This is a genomic window from Bradyrhizobium sp. ma5 (assembly GCF_042258955.1).
In the GTDB taxonomy this organism is placed as follows: Bacteria; Pseudomonadota; Alphaproteobacteria; order Rhizobiales; family Xanthobacteraceae; genus Bradyrhizobium.
This window is the reverse complement of the sequence record NZ_CP170156.1, coordinates 3,570,216-3,594,009: the sequence shown is the minus strand read 5'-3', so window position 1 is coordinate 3,594,009 and position 23,794 is coordinate 3,570,216. Positions and strand designations below refer to the sequence as shown.

The 23,794-nt window shown below is 60.6% G+C and carries 23 protein-coding genes; 12 read left to right on the top strand and 11 right to left on the bottom strand.

The features are described 5' to 3' along the window. Position 1: 1 nt before the first annotated feature. The 4 genes from ACE103_RS16370 to ACE103_RS16355 all read right to left on the bottom strand — a co-directional run bounded on the left by ACE103_RS16370 (position 2) and on the right by ACE103_RS16355 (position 5,241). Positions 2 to 2,875 carry a hypothetical protein gene (locus ACE103_RS16370; protein WP_375780266.1) on the bottom strand — a complete coding sequence of 958 codons (2,874 nt, stop codon included), beginning with the start codon at positions 2,873 to 2,875 and terminating at the stop codon, positions 2 to 4. A 108-nt stretch (positions 2,876 to 2,983) separates the two neighbouring features. Continuing rightward, positions 2,984 to 3,589: a DsrE family protein gene (locus tag ACE103_RS16365; RefSeq protein WP_223973939.1), complete on the bottom strand. Its 606-nt coding sequence runs from the start codon at positions 3,587 to 3,589 to the stop codon at positions 2,984 to 2,986. 36 nt (positions 3,590 to 3,625) lie between these two features. After that, entirely contained in the window at positions 3,626 to 4,234 is a 609-nt protein-coding gene (locus ACE103_RS16360) for a hypothetical protein (RefSeq protein ID WP_375780265.1), read from the bottom strand. A gap of 17 nt (positions 4,235 to 4,251) precedes the next feature. After that, positions 4,252 to 5,241 (bottom strand): TAXI family TRAP transporter solute-binding subunit, encoded by a 990-nt coding sequence (locus ACE103_RS16355; RefSeq protein ID WP_374708052.1) that lies wholly within the window; start codon positions 5,239 to 5,241, stop codon positions 4,252 to 4,254. 412 nt (positions 5,242 to 5,653) lie between these two features. On the opposite strand from ACE103_RS16355, the gene ACE103_RS16350 reads away from it, so the two are divergent. Together ACE103_RS16350 and ACE103_RS16345 are read left to right on the top strand one after the other, a co-directional pair. Beyond that, positions 5,654 to 7,066 carry a mannose-1-phosphate guanylyltransferase/mannose-6-phosphate isomerase gene (locus tag ACE103_RS16350; protein WP_375780264.1) on the top strand — a complete coding sequence of 471 codons (1,413 nt, stop codon included), beginning with the start codon at positions 5,654 to 5,656 and terminating at the stop codon, positions 7,064 to 7,066. A 596-nt stretch (positions 7,067 to 7,662) separates the two neighbouring features. Continuing rightward, the gene (locus tag ACE103_RS16345; RefSeq protein WP_375780263.1) at positions 7,663 to 7,851 is read left to right on the top strand and encodes a hypothetical protein; all 189 of its coding nucleotides are present in this window, start codon (positions 7,663 to 7,665) and stop codon (positions 7,849 to 7,851) included. Between the two features lie 303 nt (positions 7,852 to 8,154). Here ACE103_RS16345 and ACE103_RS16340 read toward each other — a convergent pair whose 3' ends face one another. From ACE103_RS16340 to ACE103_RS16325, 4 genes are all read right to left on the bottom strand, one after another. Next, complete coding sequence (locus ACE103_RS16340) at positions 8,155 to 8,367, bottom strand: hypothetical protein (RefSeq protein WP_375780262.1); 213 nt, start codon at positions 8,365 to 8,367, stop codon at positions 8,155 to 8,157. A gap of 472 nt (positions 8,368 to 8,839) precedes the next feature. Then, positions 8,840 to 9,637 (bottom strand): hypothetical protein, encoded by a 798-nt coding sequence (locus tag ACE103_RS16335; RefSeq protein ID WP_375780261.1) that lies wholly within the window; start codon positions 9,635 to 9,637, stop codon positions 8,840 to 8,842. Between the two features lie 250 nt (positions 9,638 to 9,887). Next, positions 9,888 to 10,106 (bottom strand): hypothetical protein, encoded by a 219-nt coding sequence (locus ACE103_RS16330; protein WP_375780260.1) that lies wholly within the window; start codon positions 10,104 to 10,106, stop codon positions 9,888 to 9,890. Positions 10,107 to 10,625: 519 nt separating this feature from the next. Then, positions 10,626 to 11,492 (bottom strand): hypothetical protein, encoded by an 867-nt coding sequence (locus tag ACE103_RS16325; protein WP_375780259.1) that lies wholly within the window; start codon positions 11,490 to 11,492, stop codon positions 10,626 to 10,628. On the opposite strand from ACE103_RS16325, the gene ACE103_RS16320 reads away from it, so the two are divergent. After that, on the top strand, positions 11,464 to 12,483 hold the full coding sequence (locus ACE103_RS16320; protein ID WP_375780258.1) for an SGNH/GDSL hydrolase family protein: 1,020 nt from the start codon (positions 11,464 to 11,466) through the stop codon (positions 12,481 to 12,483). The two genes, ACE103_RS16325 and ACE103_RS16320, sit on opposite strands and share 29 nt — an antisense overlap. 59 nt (positions 12,484 to 12,542) lie before the next feature. On the opposite strand, the gene ACE103_RS16315 is transcribed toward ACE103_RS16320, so the two are convergent. Together ACE103_RS16315 and ACE103_RS16310 are read right to left on the bottom strand one after the other, a co-directional pair. Beyond that, the gene (locus ACE103_RS16315) at positions 12,543 to 12,752 is read right to left on the bottom strand and encodes a hypothetical protein (protein WP_375780257.1); all 210 of its coding nucleotides are present in this window, start codon (positions 12,750 to 12,752) and stop codon (positions 12,543 to 12,545) included. A gap of 114 nt (positions 12,753 to 12,866) precedes the next feature. After that, the gene (locus ACE103_RS16310) at positions 12,867 to 13,070 is read right to left on the bottom strand and encodes a hypothetical protein (RefSeq protein WP_375780256.1); all 204 of its coding nucleotides are present in this window, start codon (positions 13,068 to 13,070) and stop codon (positions 12,867 to 12,869) included. Between the two features lie 201 nt (positions 13,071 to 13,271). Here ACE103_RS16310 and ACE103_RS16305 point away from each other — a divergent pair, with 201 nt between their 5' ends. The 6 genes from ACE103_RS16305 (at position 13,272) to ACE103_RS16280 (ending at position 17,867) form a co-directional block, all read left to right on the top strand. Further along, complete coding sequence (locus ACE103_RS16305) at positions 13,272 to 13,538, top strand: hypothetical protein (RefSeq protein ID WP_375780255.1); 267 nt, start codon at positions 13,272 to 13,274, stop codon at positions 13,536 to 13,538. 231 nt (positions 13,539 to 13,769) lie between these two features. Beyond that, the gene (locus ACE103_RS16300; RefSeq protein ID WP_375780254.1) at positions 13,770 to 14,819 is read left to right on the top strand and encodes a hypothetical protein; all 1,050 of its coding nucleotides are present in this window, start codon (positions 13,770 to 13,772) and stop codon (positions 14,817 to 14,819) included. Positions 14,820 to 15,244: 425 nt separating this feature from the next. Then, on the top strand, positions 15,245 to 15,679 hold the full coding sequence (locus tag ACE103_RS16295) for a hypothetical protein (RefSeq protein ID WP_375780253.1): 435 nt from the start codon (positions 15,245 to 15,247) through the stop codon (positions 15,677 to 15,679). 80 nt (positions 15,680 to 15,759) lie between these two features. Continuing rightward, entirely contained in the window at positions 15,760 to 17,154 is a 1,395-nt protein-coding gene (locus tag ACE103_RS16290) for a site-specific DNA-methyltransferase (protein ID WP_375780252.1), read from the top strand. Continuing rightward, positions 17,147 to 17,563 (top strand): DUF5681 domain-containing protein, encoded by a 417-nt coding sequence (locus ACE103_RS16285; protein WP_375780251.1) that lies wholly within the window; start codon positions 17,147 to 17,149, stop codon positions 17,561 to 17,563. Before ACE103_RS16290 ends, ACE103_RS16285 begins: the two co-directional genes overlap by 8 nt. Then, positions 17,538 to 17,867: a DUF5681 domain-containing protein gene (locus tag ACE103_RS16280; RefSeq protein WP_375780250.1), complete on the top strand. Its 330-nt coding sequence runs from the start codon at positions 17,538 to 17,540 to the stop codon at positions 17,865 to 17,867. Before ACE103_RS16285 ends, ACE103_RS16280 begins: the two co-directional genes overlap by 26 nt. Positions 17,868 to 18,721: 854 nt before the next feature. Here the strand turns inward: ACE103_RS16280 and ACE103_RS16275 are convergent. Continuing rightward, complete coding sequence (locus ACE103_RS16275) at positions 18,722 to 19,591, bottom strand: hypothetical protein (RefSeq protein WP_375780249.1); 870 nt, start codon at positions 19,589 to 19,591, stop codon at positions 18,722 to 18,724. 1,571 nt (positions 19,592 to 21,162) lie between these two features. On the opposite strand from ACE103_RS16275, the gene ACE103_RS16270 reads away from it, so the two are divergent. From ACE103_RS16270 to ACE103_RS16260, 3 genes are read left to right on the top strand one after another with little or no spacing between them, the layout of a single operon-like run. Further along, positions 21,163 to 21,945: a YqaJ viral recombinase family protein gene (locus ACE103_RS16270; RefSeq protein WP_375781122.1), complete on the top strand. Its 783-nt coding sequence runs from the start codon at positions 21,163 to 21,165 to the stop codon at positions 21,943 to 21,945. Continuing rightward, entirely contained in the window at positions 21,929 to 23,101 is a 1,173-nt protein-coding gene (locus tag ACE103_RS16265; RefSeq protein ID WP_375780248.1) for an ERF family protein, read from the top strand. The genes ACE103_RS16270 and ACE103_RS16265 overlap by 17 nt, the downstream gene beginning before the upstream one ends. A gap of 41 nt (positions 23,102 to 23,142) precedes the next feature. Then, on the top strand, positions 23,143 to 23,655 hold the full coding sequence (locus ACE103_RS16260) for a hypothetical protein (RefSeq protein ID WP_375780247.1): 513 nt from the start codon (positions 23,143 to 23,145) through the stop codon (positions 23,653 to 23,655). The last annotated feature ends 139 nt before the right edge of the window (positions 23,656 to 23,794 follow it).

The window sequence follows — 23,794 nt, the reverse complement described above, 5'->3', positions numbered from 1 at the left end:
ATCAGCGATGCAGCGCGTCCAGCCGAGCTTTCGCTTCCTTGATTCCTGCGGCATCGGCCTTGGCATACAGGGCTCTTGCTTTGCTCGCATCGCCGCGGGTGCCGTAAGTTCCCCATTTCGCCAGAACCAACGGATCGTAGGTTTCTGCCAGCGCGAAGCTCGCCTGAGCGCTGCCCATCTCGACGGCGCGCTCAAGCACAAGCCGCGCCGCGCCCACATCGCCCTGCCGGAGCAGGGCATTTGCACGCAGGATCAACCCTGCGGCCTCTGCAAGCTGCTCGGAAGCAGGCTGAGCGACAGCGGGAGCACGCGCCTGAGGCACTTGCTCGGTTATCGGATTGGCAGCCACTGCGATCGAGCCGGACTTGTCCGGGCCGGACGAGCCGGTCGTCAAGGCATCTGACGCAGCGCTAGTCTCCTTGCGCCCCTGTGCCTCATACGCCTGGATCGCGCTCCGCGACAGGAAGACGTTCTGCGCCTTCGCGCCTGCGCTCTCGGCGCGCAATTGCCTCAGCTCGGCAGCACCGGCTTCTGTTGCCTTCTTCTGCAGCAAGACCTCCTCGCTTGCCTTCGCGGCCTTCGCCGCCTGGACCTCACTATCGCGACGCGCTGCCGCCAGGTCCTGTTCCAGCCGCACCGACCGCTCGTGTTCCTTTTGCAGGTCCGCCGCGCCATTCTTCCCCGCGGATGTCAGCCGGGACAGGTCTTCGACCGCTTTGGCTACCAGTGCCGTCTTGGACTCGACATCGCGCCGCGCCGTCGTCAGATCCTGCTCCAGCCGTGCGGATCGCTCGCGCTCCTTTTGCAGATCCACAGCGGCGGTCTTGCCGGCTGTTTGCAGCTTGGATGTTTCCTCACCTGCCTGCGTCGCCAGCGCGGCCTTGCTCTCGAGATCACGTCGCGCCGCCACCAGATCCTGCTCCAGCCGCGCGGATCGCTCACGCTCTTTCTGCAGGTTCGCTGCAGCGCCCTTGACCGCTACTTGCAGCCGTGTGGCTTCCTCGCCTGCTTGCGTCACCAGCGCGATCCTGCCCTCGATATCACGTCGCGCCGCCACCAGATCCTGCTCCAGCCTGTCAGCCCGCTGACGTGCAGCTTGCAGCAGATTCTGCGCCTCCGCCGCGCCGTTCTCCTTCTCCCGTTTCAATTGGGCTGTTTCATCGCTTGCCTTCGCCGCCAGTGCGGCTTGCACTTCGACATCACGGCGCGCCGTCGCGAGGTCCTGCTCCAGCCGGGCCAATTGTGCGTCGGGTGAGGCCTTGTGAGCTGAAGCCGCGCCGCCTTCAGCCGCGCGCCTGAGCTCCGCTACTTGTTCTCCAGCCTTAAGGGCCTGCGCCTCGTATGCGTAAATCGAGCTGCGTGCCTGGGAAAGCTCCAGGGACATCGCGTCGACCTTCGCCCGCGACTGCTTTAGATCGACGGACACGGCTTCCACCGACAGCTTCTGACGCGAGACTTCCTCGCCCGCCTTTGCCGCCAGTGCAGTCTGGGCCTCCAGGTCACGCCGCGCTACCGCGAGATCCTGCTCCAGCCGCGCGGACCGCTCCTCCTCTTTCTGCAGATCCGGCGTTCCGCGATCCCCCGCGGCTTTCAGGCGGGACGCTTCCTCGCTCGCTTTCGTTGCAAGCGCCGTCTGAGTCTCCAGATCACGCCGCGTCGCCGCGAGATCCTGATCCAGCCGCGCAGACCGTTCGCGCTCCTGCTGCAGGGATACCTCCAGCTTGGTTGCGCCGCTCTCGCCCGCCGCCTTCAGGCGGGACGCTTCCTCGCTCGTTTTCGTCGCCAATGCGGTCTGGACCTCCAGATCACGCCGCGCCGCCGCAAGATCCCGACCCAGCCGCACAGATTGCTCGCGTTCCTGCTGCAGGTCCGCCGCGTCCCTCTCCCCCGACTGCCTGAAGCGGGACGCCTCCTCGCTCGCTTTCGTCGCGATCGTGGTCTGTGTCTCGAGTTCGCCTCGCGCGACCACGAGGTCCTGCTCGAGACGTGCGAGCCGCTCCGGGTCGCGATACGACCCGGTATCACTCGCGGTCGCTTGCCCGAGTTCGGCCAGCTCTCCTCCAACCGCACGGACTTGAGCCTCGTAGGCCTGGACTGCACTCCGCGCCAAGGAAAGGCCGTGCGCCGGCACTCCGCCTCTTGCAGGCACTTGGCTCGTCTCGGCCGCGCCGATCTTGCCCGCTCGCTTCAGCTGCAAAACCTCCTCGCCTGCCCGTGCCGCCAGCGCGGTCTGGGTCTCGACGTCGCGTCGCGCCGCCGCGAGATCCTGTTCCAGCCTTGTTGCCCGCTCACGCACTTGTTGCAGCGCATCCTGCCCCCCCTCGCCACCCTGCACGGCCTGCTTCACCCGGGCGGCATCTTCGACGGCCTTACTGGCCAGGGCAGTCTGGACCGCGACGTCGCGTCGAGCCGCGGCAAGATCCTGCTCCAACATCTCCGCCCGCTCGCGCTGTTGCTCGATGCGCTGCAACAAGCCTATGTCAAGCCTTGCAGTCGAGAGCTCGCAGGACAGGCTCTTGCCCAAATCGGGCACCTGGTCCGAGGGAGGCCCGCTCTGGTCGCGCGCTCCCTGTACTGTCAGCATCGGCCGCTCGGTATCGCCTTCGCCCCGCGGCGCGACTTTGGAATTGCCGTCCTCCGCCGCAGTGGCCGAATTGGTATTGCGAACGGCCATCGTTTGCCGCGCATCCGCGGCGAGACGGACCGGATCGGGCGACGCCCGTGTCGTTTCGGGTACCCACGCGGTTGCGAGCATGGCGACGGTCGTCGTCCACAACAGCACGGGCTGTGCAACACTGAGCAGACGTCGCGCCGGTGCGCCTGCGATGTCGCAGGCGGGGCTTACTTCGTCATCCAGGAGAACCGTGCGATCCATCCGTAATCACCTTTCGTATGGCGACACGATCTGTCGAGGTGAGGCGTCAAGTCCCCTACCCTCGGCGCGAGGCCCCGCATTGAGGCCCTTTCCAGACAAGGCCGTGCGTCACGGCTTTACGTAGGACCAACCCTTCTCCTGCAGCTCCATCACGCGCACGACGCCGGACTTCACCACCTCCGCTTGACGAATGATCGGGATGTCCTTCTTCTCGGCACTATGCATTTTCTCCTGCGTATTGCCGCAGGCCTTGAACGAGATTTCCGGCGTACTTAGCGCCATCTCCTCAATTCGGGACTTCACCGGCGACGTGTCCTCGCGGAGCATGTGCAGGCCGGGTCCGAATGTGACCACCTCGATCTTCACCTTCTCGCCGAGATCCTTGTAATACTGTGCGACGTTGGTCGCATTGTTGAGTGCGAGATTCATGGCGGCAGGGTCGTTCGTATTCACTTGCAGGATCAGGTTGTGCGCCTTGGCGTTGGTTGGAATCCGGGCGTTAGCGTTGAGGATGGATCGCTCTTTTCTGTGAGCGGTCTCCTTGCGCGCAACATGGGCCTTTCGCGCACCATGATCACTGTCCGCAGCGGTGTTCGTTATCATTGGCGTCCAGTAACGTCCGCCGCCCTGCTCAGCCGCAGCGTAGGGAGCGGCAAGCAGGATCGTTGCGGCTCCGATGGTAGCTATCGTCGCAATATGCTGAAACACACGCATGGTACCTCTCCTATTGAACACACGTCATCAAATCCTCTATCCGTTGCGCTTGGCGGCCGGTTGCGGCCACTTGCAGGCGGCGGAGATCTTCGCGCGCACCGCATCCAAACCACCCAACGGAAACACCGCGTCCAGCGCGTCACCCGTTCGGGGGGCAAGGTGAATAGCGAGACTTCCGCCGTCCGGAAGGGACTGCAGCAAGCGCGCTACGTCGCCACCGAACGCTACGCCCGTCCCGGACGCCGGCACGGTTGCATTGATCTGCTGTGGTTGACCGTCGTTGATACGATAGGCGAGCGCATATCCGTCGGTGCGACCGGACACGCGGGATCCTCCGACGATCAATTCGCTCCGTCCGCCACGGCACCGGATCGAGAGCGTCATTCCGCTTTCGCCGATACCATCGCGAGATGCCGTCGTGGCGGTGGCAACGGGTGAGTAGTCGAGAGGCGATGTCGTCAGGCTGATGACCCAGTTGTTGAGCTGGTTCGGCTGGGACGGCGTTGACGTTCGCGACAGCTTCTCGGAGCACTCGATCCCTTCCGGGCGCTCCATGGAGGAGCAACCACGAAGCTGAGCAATGCGACGAGGTCCTTCCGCCTGTGCCGAGGCAATACCGGTTGCCAGCAAGAATCCAGCCACCATCCGGATCGCCGCGCGTCTCATTGCGATGGATTTGTGGCGGCGCGCGGCCCGCGATCAAGCCATGCCTGCGCCGCAGAGAAACGCGTCAGGCCGGGAACGGTCGCCGCGAGATTGATCGTCTTCCACTTCTGGTCGAAGCCAGGCTGCTGCAGCTTGTCGATCCGCGAGAACAGGGACTCCACGAAGCGCGCAATGCGTTCGTAACGGTTCGACTTGACCGGGAAGTTAAAGGCCACCAGGGCGGTCGGCACCGCGATTGTCGCGACGCGCTCGCCCGGCTTGATAAGATTGGGGTACTCCGCGGCCTCTAGCGAGGCGGGAAGATAGAAGTCCTCAAACTTTTTGTCATAGGGGACGGGCAGGAATTTGAATCCGGGCTCCCAGCGGCCGCGCACGAACGCGTCCACGGGCTTGGAGGTGATGAAGACGACCGCGGCCATCTCACCTTTGCGCATCTGCTCGAGCGCGACTTGATGAGGAATGAAGGTCTTTTCCACGTCGAGACCAAGGCGGCTGAAGATCAGCGGTCCCGAATAGGCCGCGGCAGTCCCCAGGTTGTTGAAGTTGACCTTCTTTCCAACGAGATCGCTCAGACTCTGAATCTCGGGACGGACGAAGATATGCAGTTCGGACGGAAACAGGTTCAGCACGTAGGCCAGCCGTTGCTGGATGTCCGGCACCTGGCTCTTGTATTCATCGAGCACGTCGGAATTGATGATGGCGGCATCGATGCCGCGCAAATACAGCAATGAGTTCACGTTCTCGGTCGGACCGCGTGTCACGACCGGCAAGACGTGCAGCTTGTCGCCGTCGTCCACAACGCGCGCCATTTCGGCCGCGAGGCGAATAGGTGCGCCCTCGAGCAGGCCACCGGCGAGGCCGATAGTCCAGGCATTCATCGTCACTTGCGGCTTTTCTGGCTGAGGTTCTCGCCGCAACTGACGAGATGCAGCAGGTTGCGCCTGCACACCCACGCTGAATAGCGGAATGCTGGTGAGCACCAGCATCGCGAGCACGAGCAACGGAAGCAATCCACCCCTTCCGGTCGATGGCACTGCTGCGCTTGTTTTGCCCATCTGGCTCTGCCCTCGCCAATCCGAAATTTCCTCGTAGTTTCGTGCAGTTCGCCCTCGCGCGCTATTTCCCCTTGGAGGAGCCCCCTAACCATTCCGGATTATGCGCTGTGGCTACCCGGACCTGACGGAGGGATCGATCGGCCGGTGCATCACCACATGCCGGGGACACCGTCTGGCCGCTGGGACCGCAGCAGTTCGCCACACCGATCAAAATGCGCGCCGGAATATCCACGGACGCACGGTTTCGCCGTGCTAGTGTCATGGCAGTCGCCGGCACCGTCGATCGCGGCCCCCGTCGCTCGACTGGTCTTTGAGCGCGGACACGATAGGACCTGAGGCATCGATGGATCGACGAATTATTCCCCTGATCATGTGCGGCGGCGCAGGGACGCGGCTCTGGCCGGCGTCGCGCGAGGTGCATCCGAAGCAGTTCCTGTCGCTGTTCGGGGCGCGCTCGACCTTCCAGGAGACGCTGCTGCGGGTCTCCGACGCCGGCCTGTTCGAGCGGCCGATCGTCATCACCAACGAGGCCTATCGCTTCATGGTGCTGGAGCAGCTCGCCGAGATCGGCCGCGAGGCCGATGTGCTGCTGGAGCCGATGCGCCGCGACTCCGGGCCCGCGATCGCGGCCGGTGCCGCATTCGCACAGGGCCGTGACGGCGAAGCGATCGTGCTGGCGCTCGCCGCCGACCATCTGGTGCGGGATACGCCGGCCTTCGTCGCCGCGTGCCGCGGCGGATTGGTGGCTGCCGAAGCCGGCCGCATCGTGACCTTCGGCGTCAAGCCGGAACGGCCCGCCACCGAATACGGCTATATCAGCCCGGGCGAGGTGGTCGCCGGCGAGGTGCGCGCGGTGGCAAAGTTCGTCGAGAAGCCGGATGCCGCGACTGCGGCAGGCTATATCGATGCGGGCTATCTCTGGAACAGCGGCAACTTCATGTTCCGCGCAAGCGTGCTGCTCGACGAGTATCGCAATGTCGATACCAACAGCATTGCGTCGGTGGAGCAGTCGGTCACTGCCGCGACGCGCGATCTCGGCTTTGTCAAGCTCGATGCGTCGGCGTTCGGCGCGGCGAAGGCGATCTCGATCGATTACGCCGTGATGGAGAAGACCGCGCATGCCGCGGTGGTGCCGGTGGCGTGTGGCTGGTCCGACATCGGCTCATGGCGTCAGGTCTGGGAGCTCTCCGACAAGGACAATCTGGGCAACGCGGCGCGCGGCGCGGCGGTGTTCGAAGACTCCCGCAATTGCAACGTCTCGACCGACCGGGCCCTGGTCGCGCTCGAAGGCGTCGACGACCTCGTCGTGGTGGCGACTCAGGACGCCGTGCTGGTGTCACGTCAGAAGGACGCCAACGGGCTGAAGCGGCTGGTCGCAAAATTGAAAGTGGCGGCGCCCGGGGTGACCGAGAACCACATCAAGGTGCATCGCCCCTGGGGCTCCTATCAGTCGGTCGACAATGGCGACCGCCACCAGGTCAAGCGCATCATCGTCAAGCCGGGCGGGCGGCTGTCGCTGCAGAAGCACCATCACCGCTCCGAGCACTGGATCGTGGTGCGCGGCACCGCGCAGGTCACCGTCAACGAGCTGGTCAAGACGGTGCACGAGAACGAGTCGATCTACATCCCGATCGGCGCGGTGCACCGGCTGGAGAACCCCGGCAAGATCCAGCTCGAGCTGATCGAGGTGCAGACCGGCAGCTATTTCGGCGAGGACGACATCATCCGCATCGAGGACGACTACCGGCGCAGCTGAGGCGAGCCGGTTGCAGTGCCGGCTCGCCACCGGCCTGTCCGCATCCGAGTGCGGCACGCCGCGTGATCTCATGATCTGCACCATGCGCCCGATTAACCAAGATCAGCGAGTGGCAACGCAATTGCTCGAGTTGATCTTGAGTCAGGGTGGCTCCGCGACGGCGTTGCGCACATTTCACGCTCGACGGAATACCTCGGAATTTCCAGCCCACTCTCTGCAAAGAAGGGTAACTAATCTACATCCGCTTCATTGCAGCGGGAGCAAATTGTTCATTGCACGCCTTCGATCGCTCGCAAGATGCGGACCAAGGCATCTATTTTTATTGCGGGAGGCCTTATGGTGCTGGATAGGTCGCGCCTCGCGCGAGACCGGTGACGATGCGAGTACGCATCGCGAGACGCTGATCCGCGCCGTTCCGTGCAGAGAAGCTATTCGGTGCGCATCGTCACCTTCCAGCCAGGAATGGTTGCGCAAAGCCACGACCGAAATCATTGAAGCGGCGCAGAGACAGCGGCGAGATTTTCCTGGCTCTCTGCAATTTTGTTGGGAATGGCCGGGGGCTGTCTGCCCATTGCCGGTCTCGCATGGAGACGAAGATGACCGACGAGCAGTTGATGCGCCTGAAAGTCTACGGGAACAATGTCCAGCGCTATCGCCGCTTGCTCAGGGGCAACCTAACCGAACAAGAGAGGGAGTTCGTCGAGCGGCGCCTCACCGAAGAACAATTGGCGATCCAGAGTCTGAGGACGAATGGCCTCGTACATGGCACGTCGAAGGTAATGTGAACGGGTTACCTCCTCCGCAAGATCATGACATCGCGCTGATTTTGACCGCAGTGTCGGGCGGCAGCATGTGAACGAAGAACTAGCGTCTTGAGAAGTTGCTAGCTTGTTCCAGAGGCTCACCACGCAATGGCGGTCCTTAACGCTCGGCAATCACAGTCGGATTCCGCAATGGCTTAGCTTGTTCCACGAAGGTGTCGCCCAGCCTCGTTCCCCGAGGTCTCATTCTGTTCATATACCTTACTAGGTAACACAGGCGTCATTTGTTCGCGGTCTGTTTCGCCGACACGTCGCAAAGGCAGTCGATCACCGCCAAGCCCGAGCATTGACCGCAGGCGCCGATAGAGCGTCGGTCAGCGCCTGCTTGATGTGTTCGGCCTGCTCTTTCGTCAGCTTCTCGGCAAAACGGCCACCTCTTTCGAGCTGCGCCGGCCCCTTGAGTTCTCGATCATAGACCATCCAGTCGGTGCTTCCCTTCCGAACCAGGAATCTGGACTGTACATGTGCGGTGAAGTTCAACCATGCCTCCCAATCGGTCAGTCCCGCCGGTCTCAAAAATACACAGCCGGGGACGGTTTATTCCTAACTGGGACACTGAAATTCCCAGCATTGCCTAGACTGCAAGGCCTATGCCGATACACCCCGATTTCCGCGAACCACGCCGCGGCCTCAAATATGGTAAAGACCTCGAGGTGGTCGACCTTCCGAAGTCGCGCCTTGTATGACGTCGAGCCAGACAGTTCTCACAGCTCGGCCATCCGCGCTGCGGGTTCCGCTCGATGTCACCAGCTATTGCCGCGAGCTTGGCCCGTGCGGCCCTGTAACTCATTCCAGGATGAGAGCGATCGCGGGCGATCGGCCGAGGCCGGCGTTATGGCGGACCTCAGGCGAAGATCCTGTTTCCAGGGCACTGATTGAGATTGGGTTCAAGGCCGCAGCCAAAGCGTCCGCGGCCTCCTCGCACGGCTTGTCGTGATGGCGGTCTCGCAGATTAGCGCACTGACCACGGCCATGCCGACGGTTGCGGCTTGTTGAGCTGCGGGCGCGCCGGCTTGTGCGCCTGGATGACAATGGTCGGCCGCCGCGGACGCGGCAAGGGTACGTCGGAGGTTACCTTTGGTTGCTCTTGGGGGGTTACCTTTGGTTGCTCTGAAGTCTGCTCAGGGGTTTCAGCCTCCACCTTTGGTGGTGCGGCGTTAGCGATCAGACGGGCCAATTGCTCCTGGCTTGCGTTGAGCCGCTCGGTGACCGTCTTGCTTTCTTGCGCCATACGACTTTGCACAGCCTTGATCTCGTCGATGACATTGTTGTTGCGTGCTATTTCCGCCTGGCCCGCCGCGATTTGCCTTGCCACGCCATCATTGTCGCGAACCAGTTGGTCTTGCCTCAACTGCAGCTTTTCGACCGCTTGCCTTAGGGCTGCGAGATCGCGCGCCATCGGTCCGAGCTGCTGTGCCAGGTCGGGAGAAGGTGCGACGGAGGTCGGTGCAATGTCCTTCGGTGGGATTTGTGTCAACGGTGTAGGGTTCGAGGTGGGTACGACCGCTGTACTAGCGGAGGACCACCACCAAGCACCGCCACCAACGGATGCCAGCAGTACAAGACCAACGGCGGCCGGGTAGCGCCAATCTCCCAATCGTGGAATCGCTTCTAGCAGCGCGCGAGGCACTTTCATGCTGGTCGGTGGGCTCGAAGGGCTGACTCCCGCTTCACGCGCGAGGTTCGAAAGCTGCTCCTCCAAGCTCGCGAGCCGCCCTTCCCCAGCCTTGTTGTCCAGCGTGGAGTCCATTTTGGCGCTCCGTATCAATTCAAATCTGATCCGACCGAAAGCAGAACCAGGGGCAATAACTATCCCAACTGAGCGGTCATTGACGTACGCAACTGGGAAAGCGGTAGCGTACTTCAGCTCAGGCAAGGAGGGAAGCGGCTCGGCACGCTTGAGCTCACTTGGACAGCAAGGGCATTGGTCCGAGTAGCTCAATGGAACGACATAAACCTGGTGCCGTATTTCTACCGCGAAGCGTGCGCGAGCCGGTTCTTTATCCCGTCCTGACGAACGTCCACTCCGGGACTTCAAACGGTAGCCCGCGGGCAGATGGATAATAGGTGTACCCGCCAAGGAGATCGTTGAGCGCGGCCACCGCCGAGTGATACGACCCCAGATTCTCCTCCTCGAAGAAGAAGTGAAATCGTCCGTTCGATGGCACGATACGAAACGTGCCACCCTTGGAGCGGAATTCCCAATAGCCTCGAGTCATCGTCGCCACCAGACGCACGGCCGACTGGTCCTTACGGCCTCGACCGTGTGAACCATCAACCTAACGACATCGCCAGGATGGCGGGTCTGGAACGTCATATGAAGCGCGCCTCCGAATCGGGTTGATTCTACGGCGGCGGGACATTGTCAGCCAAAGCGTTGACCGACTTATCCATCGACTTTCCGAGCGGACGTCCACAGCGCCGAACGATTATTCGACGGTAGAAACGCGGAGTATTGCGAGAACAATACCTGTCGTGGGCTGTCTCCCCTGGGACATCCCTGGTTCGGCCAAGGCTCAAACGGCGGCCGAGCGCGCAGAACGCTCGGCGGAGGATAGTGGCAACGACTACTATCCCCGCCCCCTTTCGTTCTGGTGGCGAGTTTCAGGAGCGAGGCCGATCCGGGCACGTCATCGAGCATGTACCGAGCGGGCCGACACCAGATGCCGCCGCCCGAGCCGCAGGCCTTTGCCAGCAGACCATGCCCAAGGGCTCGGTCAGCTTGGTTGCGGCGCCTCTCAGTCGGGCATCCACCTGATCGAAGCCGGATCGGCGGGACGCGTGGTGGCGTAAGTCACCAGGTCGTATCCCCGCTCGACGACGAGATCGGCAACTTCGATGAAGCCTTCGTCATTCCCGTCCTTCGAGCTATGCAGCGTCACATCGCTTATGGACACATCCTCGCTTGTCAGGGACAGCCTGACCATTCCCTGGTGGTCGCGAATTGGTCTGCAGATTGGAATAAGTCGCGCCTCGAAATTTGTCGGGTGATAGGGCTTGAGCCGTAGGTTCTTGTAGAAGGTTCTGTCTCCCTCGATCGACAGCACGCTCTTGCAGGCGGCCGAGTTCACCATGAGGCCGCGGACGGATGAATCCGACCCGATGTGGATCGGATGCGTTTCGCCGCGTTCCAGCCGGACACCCGAAAAAGCGATCAGCCTCGACGAATACTCGACCAGAGTGCCTGCTATTTGATCTTTGAGCGGAACACGCTCGTACGCCGTGAATGCAAACGTGCGTTTGCACTTTGCAGTCTTCGCCGTCCTTATCTCAGTCAAGAAATTGCCAAGGTGCGTCGCTATCACGCCCGACAAGAACTCGGCCGGATGACTGCCGTCCGCATAGAGTTCCTTCGCGTCCACGTTCCTGGACTTGACGACGGCAGCAATGACGTCCCTGACATCGAGATAGTACCAGTCCTGCTTCTGGCAGACGGAAATACAGGCGGAGATGATCGTCCTTGATGCGTTGATATCGCTCACCGGTATGCAAACGAAAACCGGCTCGCAATTGGCGCGTTTGGCGGAATGCCCAATCCACTCGACCCACCTCACAACATCGTAGTAGTCGATCGCATTGGCCGACAGCAGCGAAAAATCGATCACGCACGTATCGACGATGCAAAACTCCGAGCCATTGAAGAAGTCGCCCTGGGCGAAGTACGGACCGAGCAAGGACGGAGATGCGCCGATCCTTCCAGCCGATTTCACGTCAATCGTGTCGTCGGCGTCGAGGAACTTCTGGAAAAAGCCTGCCTTCAAGATGCTGTTTGACTGTCCCAGGATCGAAATGCTCAGCGACATCGGATTGACCGCCCTCAGATGGAACCGCGCAATGACATCGAAAACGCACGATGGAGAACTCCGCAACACCGCGTCAATCGTCTATGTCGCGGCGACGTTATCAATTGTCGCGGCGCTCTGTCTACCATCGGCGGGACGCGCGCAAAGTTCGCGAGCTGCATGTGACAAGACCGATACGCAATTCGCCGTCACGGCCGCGATGCCGGACAATGCCGATGCCTTGCGCAAATATGAGAGAAATGTGTCGGGTCTATCCGGCGACGTCTCGACGGTCTTGCTTGGCGACTCGCTGGTTGAGGCGTGGCCGCGGGAACTATCCGCATCGCTCGGCGCCGGACCGGTGGCCAACCTCGGCGTCGGACGCGACAGGATTCAGAACACGCTCTGGTTCATCGAACACGAACGCGAGCGGCTGCGACAAATCAAGCCGAAGTCCATCATCGTGCTGGTCGGGACCAACAACATCTATCTCGACAAGCCGTGCGGCGTGATGGAATCCTATCAAAAGCTGTTTGAGGAGATCAGATCGCTTTGGCCGAACGGCAAGATTTTCTCCATCCAGATTCTTCCCCGAGGCGACCAGATGAAGGGTGCGGCTGAGAATATCGGATCCGTCAATGCCGAACTCAGCAGAAGAAGCCGGGAACTCGGAATCAGAACGATCGACGCGTCCAACATCGCATGCGGACGAACAACGCCGTGCGCCAACTACAAGAGCGATCTCCTGCACCTGACGCCATCCGGATACGAAGCCCTGACCAGGATCGCCAGGGAAGGCATGGGTTCATCGTAGCCGTTCAATGGACCTGCTGCGCGGCAGCCGTCAATGACGCTTGGGCGCGATCTGCTCTGCTAGCTCAGCATCGAGATGATCGATTGCAGCTGACTGGAAGCTGACGTCACGAGCCCGTCGAACGACGTCTGGCCGTGGGCCGCCGCCCGCAGGATGGATTCGGCGACGGCCGCCTTGAGGCCGAACACCGATTGGTCGGCCGGCACGCTTGCCATCACCGTGTCGAGCGCGTCGCGCATCGTCTGGATCAGTTCGGAGCTGAATTTCATGACACTCCTCCGCGTGCTCAGGATAGACTGGACGCGCCGGGCCACCACTCACAAGCCCGCGATTCCAGATTGCGTTTTCTTAATGCAATGACAAGCCGGTGAACCTGCGAAGAGCTAAAGATCCTTCTCGGCCAGCTTGCGGAAGTCGTCGGGCACCGAACGAAAGACCTCCAGCGCCGCCGAACCGTACCCGATCGCGTCCCAGCCGAAACGATCGCGGACTTTGTCGATGGCACAGTCCGCGACCCAGCGACAAATTCGACGATTCTGAAGTCGTTTCAGCGACTTAAGACATTCATTTCGTTGGAATACTCTCATTCGTTGCAGCCGGCAAGAATGCTATTTCTATCTATGGTTGATATCGACTCACCCAACTTCCTTGATTTGGCAGTGCACGGGTTAAAGCATTAGCCGTCAACGACCCTCGCCTCGCGCTCACGCAATTTTCGGCTATTCAGATAAGCGCGCGTGCGCTGGCGTCTCATTGACGGAAAAGCCTTTTGGAGTTGATATCCTCGAATGAACGATCACGCTCATCAGTTGGACTTCCAGGCCACGGCCTCCCTTTACAAGTGGCCATCGCTCAATAATGCCCGGCGAGAGGATCGGGTCCCCTATACGGTCGTCAGCGGGACGCTCGACCAATGCATTCGCGACTTCATGGATAAGCCTGAGAAGACGCGACATCTCTATGAGATCCGGACCAAGTCGCAGCCTCCCCTTGTCCCCGATGTGCTGTCGCCGGAGCATGTGCTCGAGCTCTCCAGGCTTCGCGAATTTCTCTGAGGCAACCACGCGATCCTGAGGCACCCCGGTTTTCAAACGCACTTATCCATCTGTTGCGCCCGGACGGTGGATTGTTTGCCCCTACGGGAGCCTTTACACTTGCTCGATTTTCAGGCTGACGGACGTCCATGCTGGCATGACTTATCCGCCTCGACCTCCGGTGATGCTCGCAAATCTCCCGCACGGGAGAGCAACGGCTGCGCGACCGATGCGTGCATCGAGGGGCGCCGCATGAAGTTCAATCTGGCGATCCTGAGCGTGCTGGCCGCAAGGCCCGAGCAGCGGATCCCACTTGAGGAGGTCAGCCGCGAGGTCAAGCGCATGATCGCGGGGGGCGATGGAGCTTCGAAGTTGAAGCACGCGTCCGAGTTGGGCGATGTCGACGTGTTCCAGTCCGGATGGGCTTCAATCAACGACGTCGGTCTGCAGATCACCGAGACCGGCCTCTCGCTATGGCACTCGCTCGAAGCTTCACGTGGCGAACGGCAGCGCCCTGAGCAAGAATTCAGTGACCAGCAAGAGCGCCCGGACACCGCGGTTTCCGACACGCGCGATGCGATAAGCGGTGCTGCCGACGAACGGACCGATGAAATTGATGCCGCACCCGAACTACCAGCCGATGCCCCGATCGTGTTCGAGCCGGCATTTGGCTCGCACGATTCGAAGCGAAGCAATTCCCGGCTATGGCGGCTCGTTGGATTCCTCGCCAGCAGCATGCCGAAATTTGCTCGCCGGCGGCGTCGGCATTCCACGTCGGATCGGAAGGCCGGCGACCGGGGCGGCGTGACGGGGCTGGCCGTCGCATGTCTCAGTCTGATCGCGGTCGTTGCCTGCGTTGCCGCAGTGATTGCGCTCGGCCAGAACTCGACCCTGAAGTCGGACATTGTCACGCTACGCCGGGAGCTGGTTCCGCTGAGAGAACGTCTCGCAAGGCTCGAACAGATCGAAACTGCGAAGCGGGACGCCGCCCAACAGCAAGAAGCGCAAGACAAGGCCGAGGCGGAAAGAAAGGCGGCCGGCGGTGAACAGACCGCGCTCAGCCTTTCGCGTGAAGAGATTCAATTGATAAGGGAATACATTAAGGCAGCGCCATCGACGGGCGTTGTGGGGCCACCGATCAACGTGGGCGATCCGGTCACCGGTGGAATGATTCCACTGCCATCACCGCTGACGGAGAAGACTCCGCGCCTCGTCGGCGCAAGGTTTGCGATCCGCAATGGCATCATCATCATCAGCGCGCGAAACAGCCGCCGCGTCGATGCGGTGCTGATGCCGAACTAGATCTGCGCCGCGGCGTCGGTTGCTGCCTCGCGGACAGAGAGGATGCGATGGGCGGAATGGAGAGCCCCAGGCATCCAAAACCTGTCTGGAGGACCCAATTCCCTGCATAACAGGGCAATAACAGGGACTCTTTCGTGTTTCGTTGCCTTCCGAACGAGCCCACTCAGCGACAAAAAGGCTGATTTCTAAGGGTCTTTCGAGAAAACGAGAGCAAAAATTAACAGGGGGAATATGCTGCGATAACAGGGGTCAGGCACCGCAGTAACAGAGGGAAAACTCCCTGTAACAGGGCAAATCCGAGGCTCGCCCTTTGTTGTACGGATGCGCGCCCTTGTTCCGGCAGGGTCGTTAGCAGGTCGCATCGTGCAAGGAGGAATATGTTAACAATAACTAAACGCCGCCGGGGACGCCCGCGAGGACCCACGTTGAGAAATGCTGATTTTTACGCTCAAGTTTGGGTTGCCGTCCGGCTGCTGCGTATTCGCATTTTCGCCGAGACCAGGAAGACCCCCTCGATCAGCCGAGTCTGTGATGAATTATCGGCGCTGGGTGGCATTCATTCCATTGTGGGCGGAAACATCGAGGCCGTCGCCGCAGCGTCCGCCAAAGGAACGAAACAATGGCTCCGATTTAGAATCGGTTCGACAAGATCGTCGCTGACGCCGAGCGCCAAGGGAACCATCTTTTCGCGGCATAGCGTGACGAATGCTGAAACATTGAGAACTTGCTATGGAGATGCCGATGAAATGGCCAAGCGTGACCGGCGTCTGCGACTCGTGTGGATGAACCTGTGCCGGCAGCACCTCGGCCTGCCGCCCAAAAATCGTAGGGCGACCGTTCTGCATTCCCGAACCGGGTAATTTTATTTCGCTTTTCCCGCGCAACATTACCCGTCGAATCAGTATTATTGAAGTGCTCCGACAACCTCGGAGTACGCGATTTGACCCAAAAGAAACAGACTACCCCTACCCTGATGACCCCTCAGCAGGCCGCGGGCCATGCAGCAAGAGGCCGCACGAACGCTGGCCTGGTCGAAGTTCACATCCAGTATCGCGCGGTCGCGGAGCTCCTGTTGGACGCCCGCAATCCGCGCCAGCACTCCAATCGTCAAGTCAATCAGCTCGCGGACAGCATCCGAGAGTTTGGCTTCGTGATGCCCATTGTCACCGATGACAAGGGAAATGTGATCGTCGGCCACGGACGGGTGCTCGCAGCCAAGAAGCTAGGAATGGCGAAAATACCCGTGGTCGAGATCCGGCACCTGTCGGCCGCTCAGCTCAAGGCACTCAGGATCGCGGACAATAAGCTGGCGCTGAATGCGCATTGGGACGAGCGCCTGCTAGGCGAAAGCCTCGTTGAGCTGAAGGAGCTCGACCAGGATTTTGATTTGTCGGTGACGGGGTTCACCCTGCCCGAGATCGATTTGACGATCCAAAAACTTAACGAGCTGCCTGTCGAAGATCGCGAAGATATCAGCGCCGTCACGGGAGTGCCGGTCTGCCAGGTTGGGGAGCTGTGGCAACTGGGCGGCCATCGCGTTTATTGTGGCGACGCGAGATCGGAGGCCACCTTCGCAGAGCTCATGCGAAACAAGCGCGGCGATGTCGTCGTGATCGATCCGCCCTACAACGTTCCCATCGACGGACACGTCTCTGGCAAAGGAAAGACTGTCCATCGTGAGTTTGCTCAAGGTGTTGGAGAGCTCAGCAGGGACGAGTTCATTCGCTTCCTAAATGATAGCTGCATGCGGCTTGCGAAGTACAGCAAGAGCGGAGCAATCCATTTTGTCTTCATGGACTGGGCGCATCTCGACGAGCTTCTTGCCGCGGGCCGCGAGGCTTATAGCGAATTGAAGAACATTGCCGTCTGGGTCAAAAGCGCCGCCGGCATGGGATCGCTGTATCGCTCCCAGCATGAACTCGTATGTGTCTTCAAGTCCGGCACGGCGCGGCACACGAACAACATCGAACTCGGCAAGAATGGCCGAAATCGCAGCAACATTTGGAGGTACGACAGCGCCAGCACCCAGGCCCGAAAAGGCAATAACGTTCTGGAGCTACATCCGACGGTCAAGCCGGTCCCGCTTGTGATGGACGCCCTGTTGGACTGTTCGCACCGTGGTGAAATCGTCATCGACTCGTTCCTTGGCAGCGGAACTACGCTGCTTGCCGCGGAACGCACGGGCCGCATCTGCCGCGGGGTAGAACTCGATCCTCTCTATATCGATACGGCGATCCGGCGCTGGCAGAATCTGACGGGGCAGGATGCCGTTCGGTTGTCGGATGGAAAGCTGTTCAGGGAAGTCGAGGCGGAAGCGGAAGAAACCGGTGAGTAAGAGAGCGGGAACTAACGGTAATGTCGGCTATCGAAACCCGCCGGCAGGGACGCGCTTCAAAAAGGGGCAATCCGGCAATCCGCTCGGGCGCCCCAAGAAGAAGGAATTTAACCCCGGAAGGATTCTGCAATCAATCGACAATGAGGCAATCTTCGTCAACGTCGACGGCAAGCGCAAGCGCAAGCGAATGCTGAAAGCTGAGATCCATTTTCGGCAATTGTTTACCAGGGCGATAAGGGGGGACATTGAAATAGCGAGAATCATATCAAGACTGGCAAAGCGATATTTCGGCCCAGAAGCTCAGGGCGCACCGGAAATAGAATTCATTGTTGTGCCAGAACGACGTGAACTTACCGCAAACAACCTGATGTCGGAAGTATCTAATGAGCACGGAAGCCCGATCGAATAATACACAATTTAAGAAAGGCCGCTCAGGCAATCCAAGAGGTCGCCCAAAACAGTCGAAGCGACCAATGTCTGTTGGATTTCTGTTTCGCAAAGTTGCACGAGAGCAAATCCGACTCGAGATCGATGGAAACGTGGTCACGATGTCACGTTGGGATGCCTACGTGAGCCAGATCTATACCATGGCCCTCAACAAAAATATCGGCGCGGCTCGCTTGTTAGATCAACTCCGCAGCCAGTTTCCCGGCGAGTCGTTGCCCGGTGAGAAAATAACGTTTGGTATCACCGAAGCAGACGATAGGCTCTGAAACGAGCCGTAGGGCGAACAACCACGGCGGGTCACGGTGCATTTGCGAAAACTAAGTGAGTAGCAGAGCGACCGTGACCGCCTTCGATCTTCGTGTGGGCTTCTCTCCGAACCGCAGCCGGAAAACATCAAGTGCGGCTATGAGCCGTACAGAGTCTGTCTGAAGCGCAAAAAAGCGATCGGCTTCACCTATTCGACGAAGGGTAACATGCGCCAGAACCGCGTTGTGAGGCCTCGCGTGAGATCGGGAATTAGGACACCCCAATGGGGTCGCAGCTCAACAAGCAAAGTGGGGCAGGATCACTGGCTTGTAGCTGCGTCCCCTCGGAGCATAATCACCCAATGATCGAGCAGCGGCCAGCTTTCATGGCTTGCAAAAATCCCGGCACCGGCTGGAGGATCGATATTCTGTGGCCAGATGGCGAAACGGAAGTTGTCAAGGGTTTTGTCACGGAGCACGACGACACCAAGTGGATTTCTGAGCACTCTACCACGTGGCAAGAGAATCCGGACCAACCGCGCTAGGAGAGCGGCTGTTTCTAGGCTCCGCGGCGCATCCTGCTACGACCCATCAAACACTCATTTGAAGGGACGTAAGAGCCTTGGCGACGACGTTGCCGGACGACACCACCAAGGCTCAACCACACAACGGATAGCCCCTTGAATGGCTCGCACCAGCATGCGGGCCATGTCAAACTTTGGCAACCGCCCTTGTCAGCCGCGCGTACCCATCCTTGGCGGCTCATCCACCGAACGAATGATCAAGCCGCGCTGTCGGCTCTTGCGTAGGAAAGAAGACGTCCGGCATCGTCCGCCCCTTCAAGGCAAACATCTAGCACGGCGGCCGACCACCCTCTAGACCAAGGCGTTGGCGCGGATCAGGAGGCCGTTGACCTGGTCGTCGAACGGGCCCACGACCGTGATCATGTGCTGCACCAGGCTGTCGGAACGCTTGATTTCGGTCGCTAAGTCCCATTCTTCCTGGGACCACGAGAATGACATCTGGAAAGCTCCTCCAATCCTGCACTTTCTGACACGCCCTAATCGAACGCCAACACCGATCGCCGGCGCAAGCTCGCGGATCTGGCGCGGCACCTTGGCGCCCTTTGCGTTGAATCCGAGCAAATGGATCTCGTCGAGCAGCACGAAAAACAGGCCCATCGCGCCGGTCAGGATGTTGACGTCGAAGGTTTTGACCTGCGCCTCGGCCTTGGTGACCAGGTCCTCGATCATCATCTCATGATCGTGCGTGCGGAAACGCCGTTTCAGATCCGGCGACTCCTCGATCATGCCGACCGCCTGGTCATAGGCGCGCGTCGAAATCGCCTGCGTCGGACCGACAAACAACGCCTTACCGCGCGGCCGATAGTTCGTCAGCATGGCGACGATCAGGAGCGCGGCCGAGTTGGTCGTTTTTGACGAACCTTTCGGCACCAGCGCGAGAATGTCGCGAATATGCCGGACCTGGTTCGCCGCATCCCAGCTGCCGAACGCTGCGCGCACCAGCTCGCGAAACCACGTACCGGACGTGGTCCGCATCTTCGGCTTGCCGGGCACGTCAGGCAGCTGGATCTCGTCATAGAACGCCTGCGCCATATCCGCCTCGCCGGCGAACAGCGGCAAATCCGGCATGAGCGAGCGGCCGTCGCGGATGCGCTCGGCCCAATCGACGCGGGACAGATCCCACGGCGGCGGCGTCACTGCGGCCTCGATCGAGGTCAGCATCAGTGCGAGGTCCCTGCCTGCTGGCGCCGCATCATGAGCTCGCCGAGCGGCGTGCCGGCGTGACGTGGTCACAGACCAGCTGCGATGTGTTCGGCTCGAGCCTGCCGCAGCCCTTGCGCTGGCATGTGTAGAGATCGCGCAGGAAGATGCGCAAGCGTAGCGCTCGCCATCGGGCCAGCTTGTAACAGGCTCTCCACGGCGGCTGCGGCATACACAAAGGCCGCTCGCGCGGATGCAAAAGCGGCCCAAGTCTAGGGAGGAAACGCCCAAGGAGAGCGAGAGACAATGCGGTGCGCTAGCAGACCATCTATTTAGGGCGTTTACTCAACCGGCACGCCCCTACTTCGCCACGTCAGCTTTTCTATGATTGCGAGGTTCGAGCGCAAGTCAAAATTATGACTACTAAGTAAACGATTCCCGATCGTCCCCGTCATAAGTTTTATGGCAGATCGGACGAATGAGCATAGCGATCGACCATTACGGAGGTGTCTATATAAAAAAATAGCATGGCAACGAACGGGCTCGCCCATCGGCAAAAAGGGCTAGACCGATAAGCAAGTCCAGAATCCCCCGGTCGCGGATTCCCCTCGAGCACCCCGCTCATATTCGACACCTCGACGCTTGGGCCAACGTGTTCGGAGTCGGTTGCATGCGAACCTCGAGGACATCTCGGAAAATTGGGCAAGATCAAACCGGTACATCTGGACATCATCGAATTCCGCATGTGCCGCAGGCCGATCCGCAATCGCTGAGCGCGTGTGCACCGCAATGCCACTATCAGTGTGCGTCGCCTCAGGTTGGCTTGGCAGGTCCTTTTGCCACGAGCAAGGTTCGGATTGGGTTTGCTTTGTCAGATGTCAAATCAGCTTCTTATCTGCTGCTCCTTCACATTACTCGCCTCTGCCGTGCAAAAGCCGCACGCTCATAGCGCGCAAGGCCTCGCAGCCTTTTTCGCAGTCTTGCGTCGGGAGCCTCTAGGAAGGCAGCAAGTAGTTCGTGACGGACAGCGCGTATGCGGGCAAGCTCCAACCTGGCGCTCACGATGTCGGTTGGTTTGATCGAGGGCGCCTCCTGCTTCATCCAATTCAGAAGGCTCCGTGTCAGCGATTCACACCCCGCATTGTCATGCGGAACTGGCCGCGACAGTCCGTGACGGAGCGCATTTCGGCTTGATCGGGCCTTTCCCTGATCCGTCTTCGGGCCCGTGCTGCGCCTGGCATTGTTGCGGTTGGCTTCGATTTGTCGATCTGACGCCATGCCCGACTCTCCGCCTCACTGGTCACGTTCACCACCTCAGATCCATTATCCGCATCAGGCTTTGACACGCAAAAGAGCAAGATTATTGCTGCAGAAAGGACTGGCATTGTCACGCCACTAGAGCGTTACTGAGTCGGCCGGCCATTAAAACGGCCTCGGTCTCTCACCTCGCATCCCGCGAGGTTTGGGCAGTGCGGCAACCATCGCCGCGCTGTTCACATCAGGAGAGATCGGTGAATGCTGTTCAGACCGGTGGCGTTACGGAGCCACAATTCAAACTCGTCAAGTTCAACCCGGCCGATCGCCGTCATTTTATCGGCGGCTCGGATGCCCGTGTCATCATGGGCGAGGATGCGACAAATCTCGTGCGGCTGTGGCGGGAGAAGCGCGGCGAGATCGCGCCGGAAGACCTCTCCAACAATCTTGTCGTTCAACTAGGCAGCATCACCGAGGAGCTGAACCGTTCCTGGTACCAGCGCCACAGCGGGCACCCCATTAGGGATGTGCAGAAGCGGGTCCGACATCCCGTCCATCGCTGGATGGCTGCAACCTTGGACGGCATCGTCGAACCGACCGGCGCAGTATTCGAGGCCAAGTTCATGCTGCCCTGGGCCTTTACCGAGGAGACAGCCGCCGCAAAGCACATGGCGCAGCTGCAGCACAACATGTGGGTTATCGCGGCGCGCTCGGCCGTGCTGTCGGTGATCACCGGGGGCGGCAAATGGGTCGAGATCAAGGTTCATGCCGATCCGCTCTACCAGCATCTTCTGCTCACAGCCGAGAAGAAGTTCTGGCGCTGCGTCCAGACCGGCGAGCCGCCGGCCCTGTTCGATGCGGAGCCGCCGCGGCCGCGGCTGGAGGCCGTCAAGGTCGTCGATATGAGCGGGTCCAATCTCTGGGCCGAGTTGGCCGCAACCTATCTGCGCACCCGCCTCGCCCATGGCGACCATGAACTGGCGAAAACCGAGCTGAAGACGCTCGTCCCCGAGGACGCCAAAGAGGCGACCGGCCACGGCGTGCGCGCCAAGCGCTCCAAATCCGGCGCCATCAGCTTCGATCCGCTTGAGATGGAGAGCGCCAATGCATCAGGCCAGTGATCATATCGGCGCGATCGCGGCCGCGCTCGCCAAGGCGCAGGCCGAGCTGACCAACCCTGAAAAGACCCTGACCGCTGTGATCCGCTCGCCATTCCTGCGCGATAACGATCGGTCCTTCCGCTATGCGTCTCTCGCCGCGGGCCTCGACATCGTGCGCAAGACCTTGAGCCGGCAGGAGATCGCCACCATTCAGACCACCCGGATCGAGCCGACCACGGGCCATATCCACATTACCACCCTGCTCGCTCATGCCTCCGGGGAATGGATTTCCTCGGACTGGCCGGTCTGCGCCATCAAGGACATCGAGGCGCCGCACCGTATGGGCGCGGCGCTCACCTATGCGCGCCGCTATGCTCTTTTTGCCCTGGTCGGGATTGTCGGCGAGGACGATCTCGACGCGCCCGACGCGGTGGCGGGCACGCCGGCCGCGGCGCCGAAAGCACCCTCTGGCGCCAAGGCCGCCCCTACCAAGGGCGTTCTCAACCGCCCGCCGGTGCTGGATCCAACGCGGTCGGCCGAGCTTCGGGAGCGGCTGCTGAGCCAGCTCGCGGCCCTGGCGCGCGGCCAGGATCTGCTCGCTTGGGCCAAGGCCAGCCTTCCGCTCAAGAACACCCTTTTGGAGTCTGACGCCAAGCTCGTCGAGGCCGTCTATCTGACCAAGCTTCAGGAAGCCGACCGATCCGGGGTGGTTGGACGATCGCCCGCCTTAAACCAAGTGCCTGAGCAGCCCCCACAGCCTTCTGCCGCCACGGAGCTCGCGGTGCCGACTTCCCTGACCGATGCGCCGGCGGGCGGACTGGCGCATCCCAAGGACCTGCCCCGCAGGCGTAGCAAGGCGCACCTCATGTTTGTCCGAGAACAACCCTGCCTTGTTTGTCGGCAATCCCCCACCGACGCTCACCATTTGAAATTCGCCCAACCCAGGGCTCTCGGCCGCAAGGTCAGCGACGAGTACACCGTTCCGTTGTGCCGCGCTCATCATCAAGAATTGCATCGACACGGCAACGAACGGGCTTGGTGGGCGAACTTGAAGATAGAACCCTTGCGCATGGCCCATGACTTGTGGACGGCGAGCGCGATCGACAGCCCGCTCACTGCGGCCGTAGTCGGCACGGCAGCTCCCTCCCGCTTTGGGCCGGATGTTCCCTCATTATGAATGGTCCATTTCAAACCGCGCACGAGGTGCCCGTAACAACAATGCTGCCGGTCGAGTTTGAGGTATTGGCTCCACCTCCCCTTCTTCTCCCCGGTGAACGCCTTGACCATTACCACGCGCTACGCGCGGCGATCTTCGCTGATTTGGCGCCGCGCTCTGCCGTCGAGTGGCTGCTCGCGATCGACGTCGTCGAACTCTCCTGGGAGATCCAGCGCTACCGCGTCCTGCGCCACCGTCTGCTCACAACCTATCGGCAAAACGCGATTGAGGCCGCGTTGCGCCGTATCGACATGGCCGGGATCGCGCCTGAGTTCGAAGACGAGGCCGACTACTACACACGTCAAAACGCGCTGAGTTGGCAGCTCGACCCCATTGCCAAGACCGAAATCGAGACGCGTCTGGCGTCATATGGCTTCGATCAGCATTCCATCAACACCGACGTCTATGTCGAGGCCCGCGAGGCCCTCATTCTATTCGAGAACCTGCTCAGTACCGCGCAGGCCAGACGACTTATGATCATTAGGGAGATTAAGAAGCACCGCCTTCTGGCCTAGCGCGCTCGGCCTCACAACTAGGGCGGTGTTGAATGCTGATCTTTTGCGCTCATGGTGCGTCGCTCCGGCACATGAAATATAGAAGCCGGCTATGGCGTCCGCGGTTATTATCTCCTTTGCGGCCCTCGGCATCTATCGG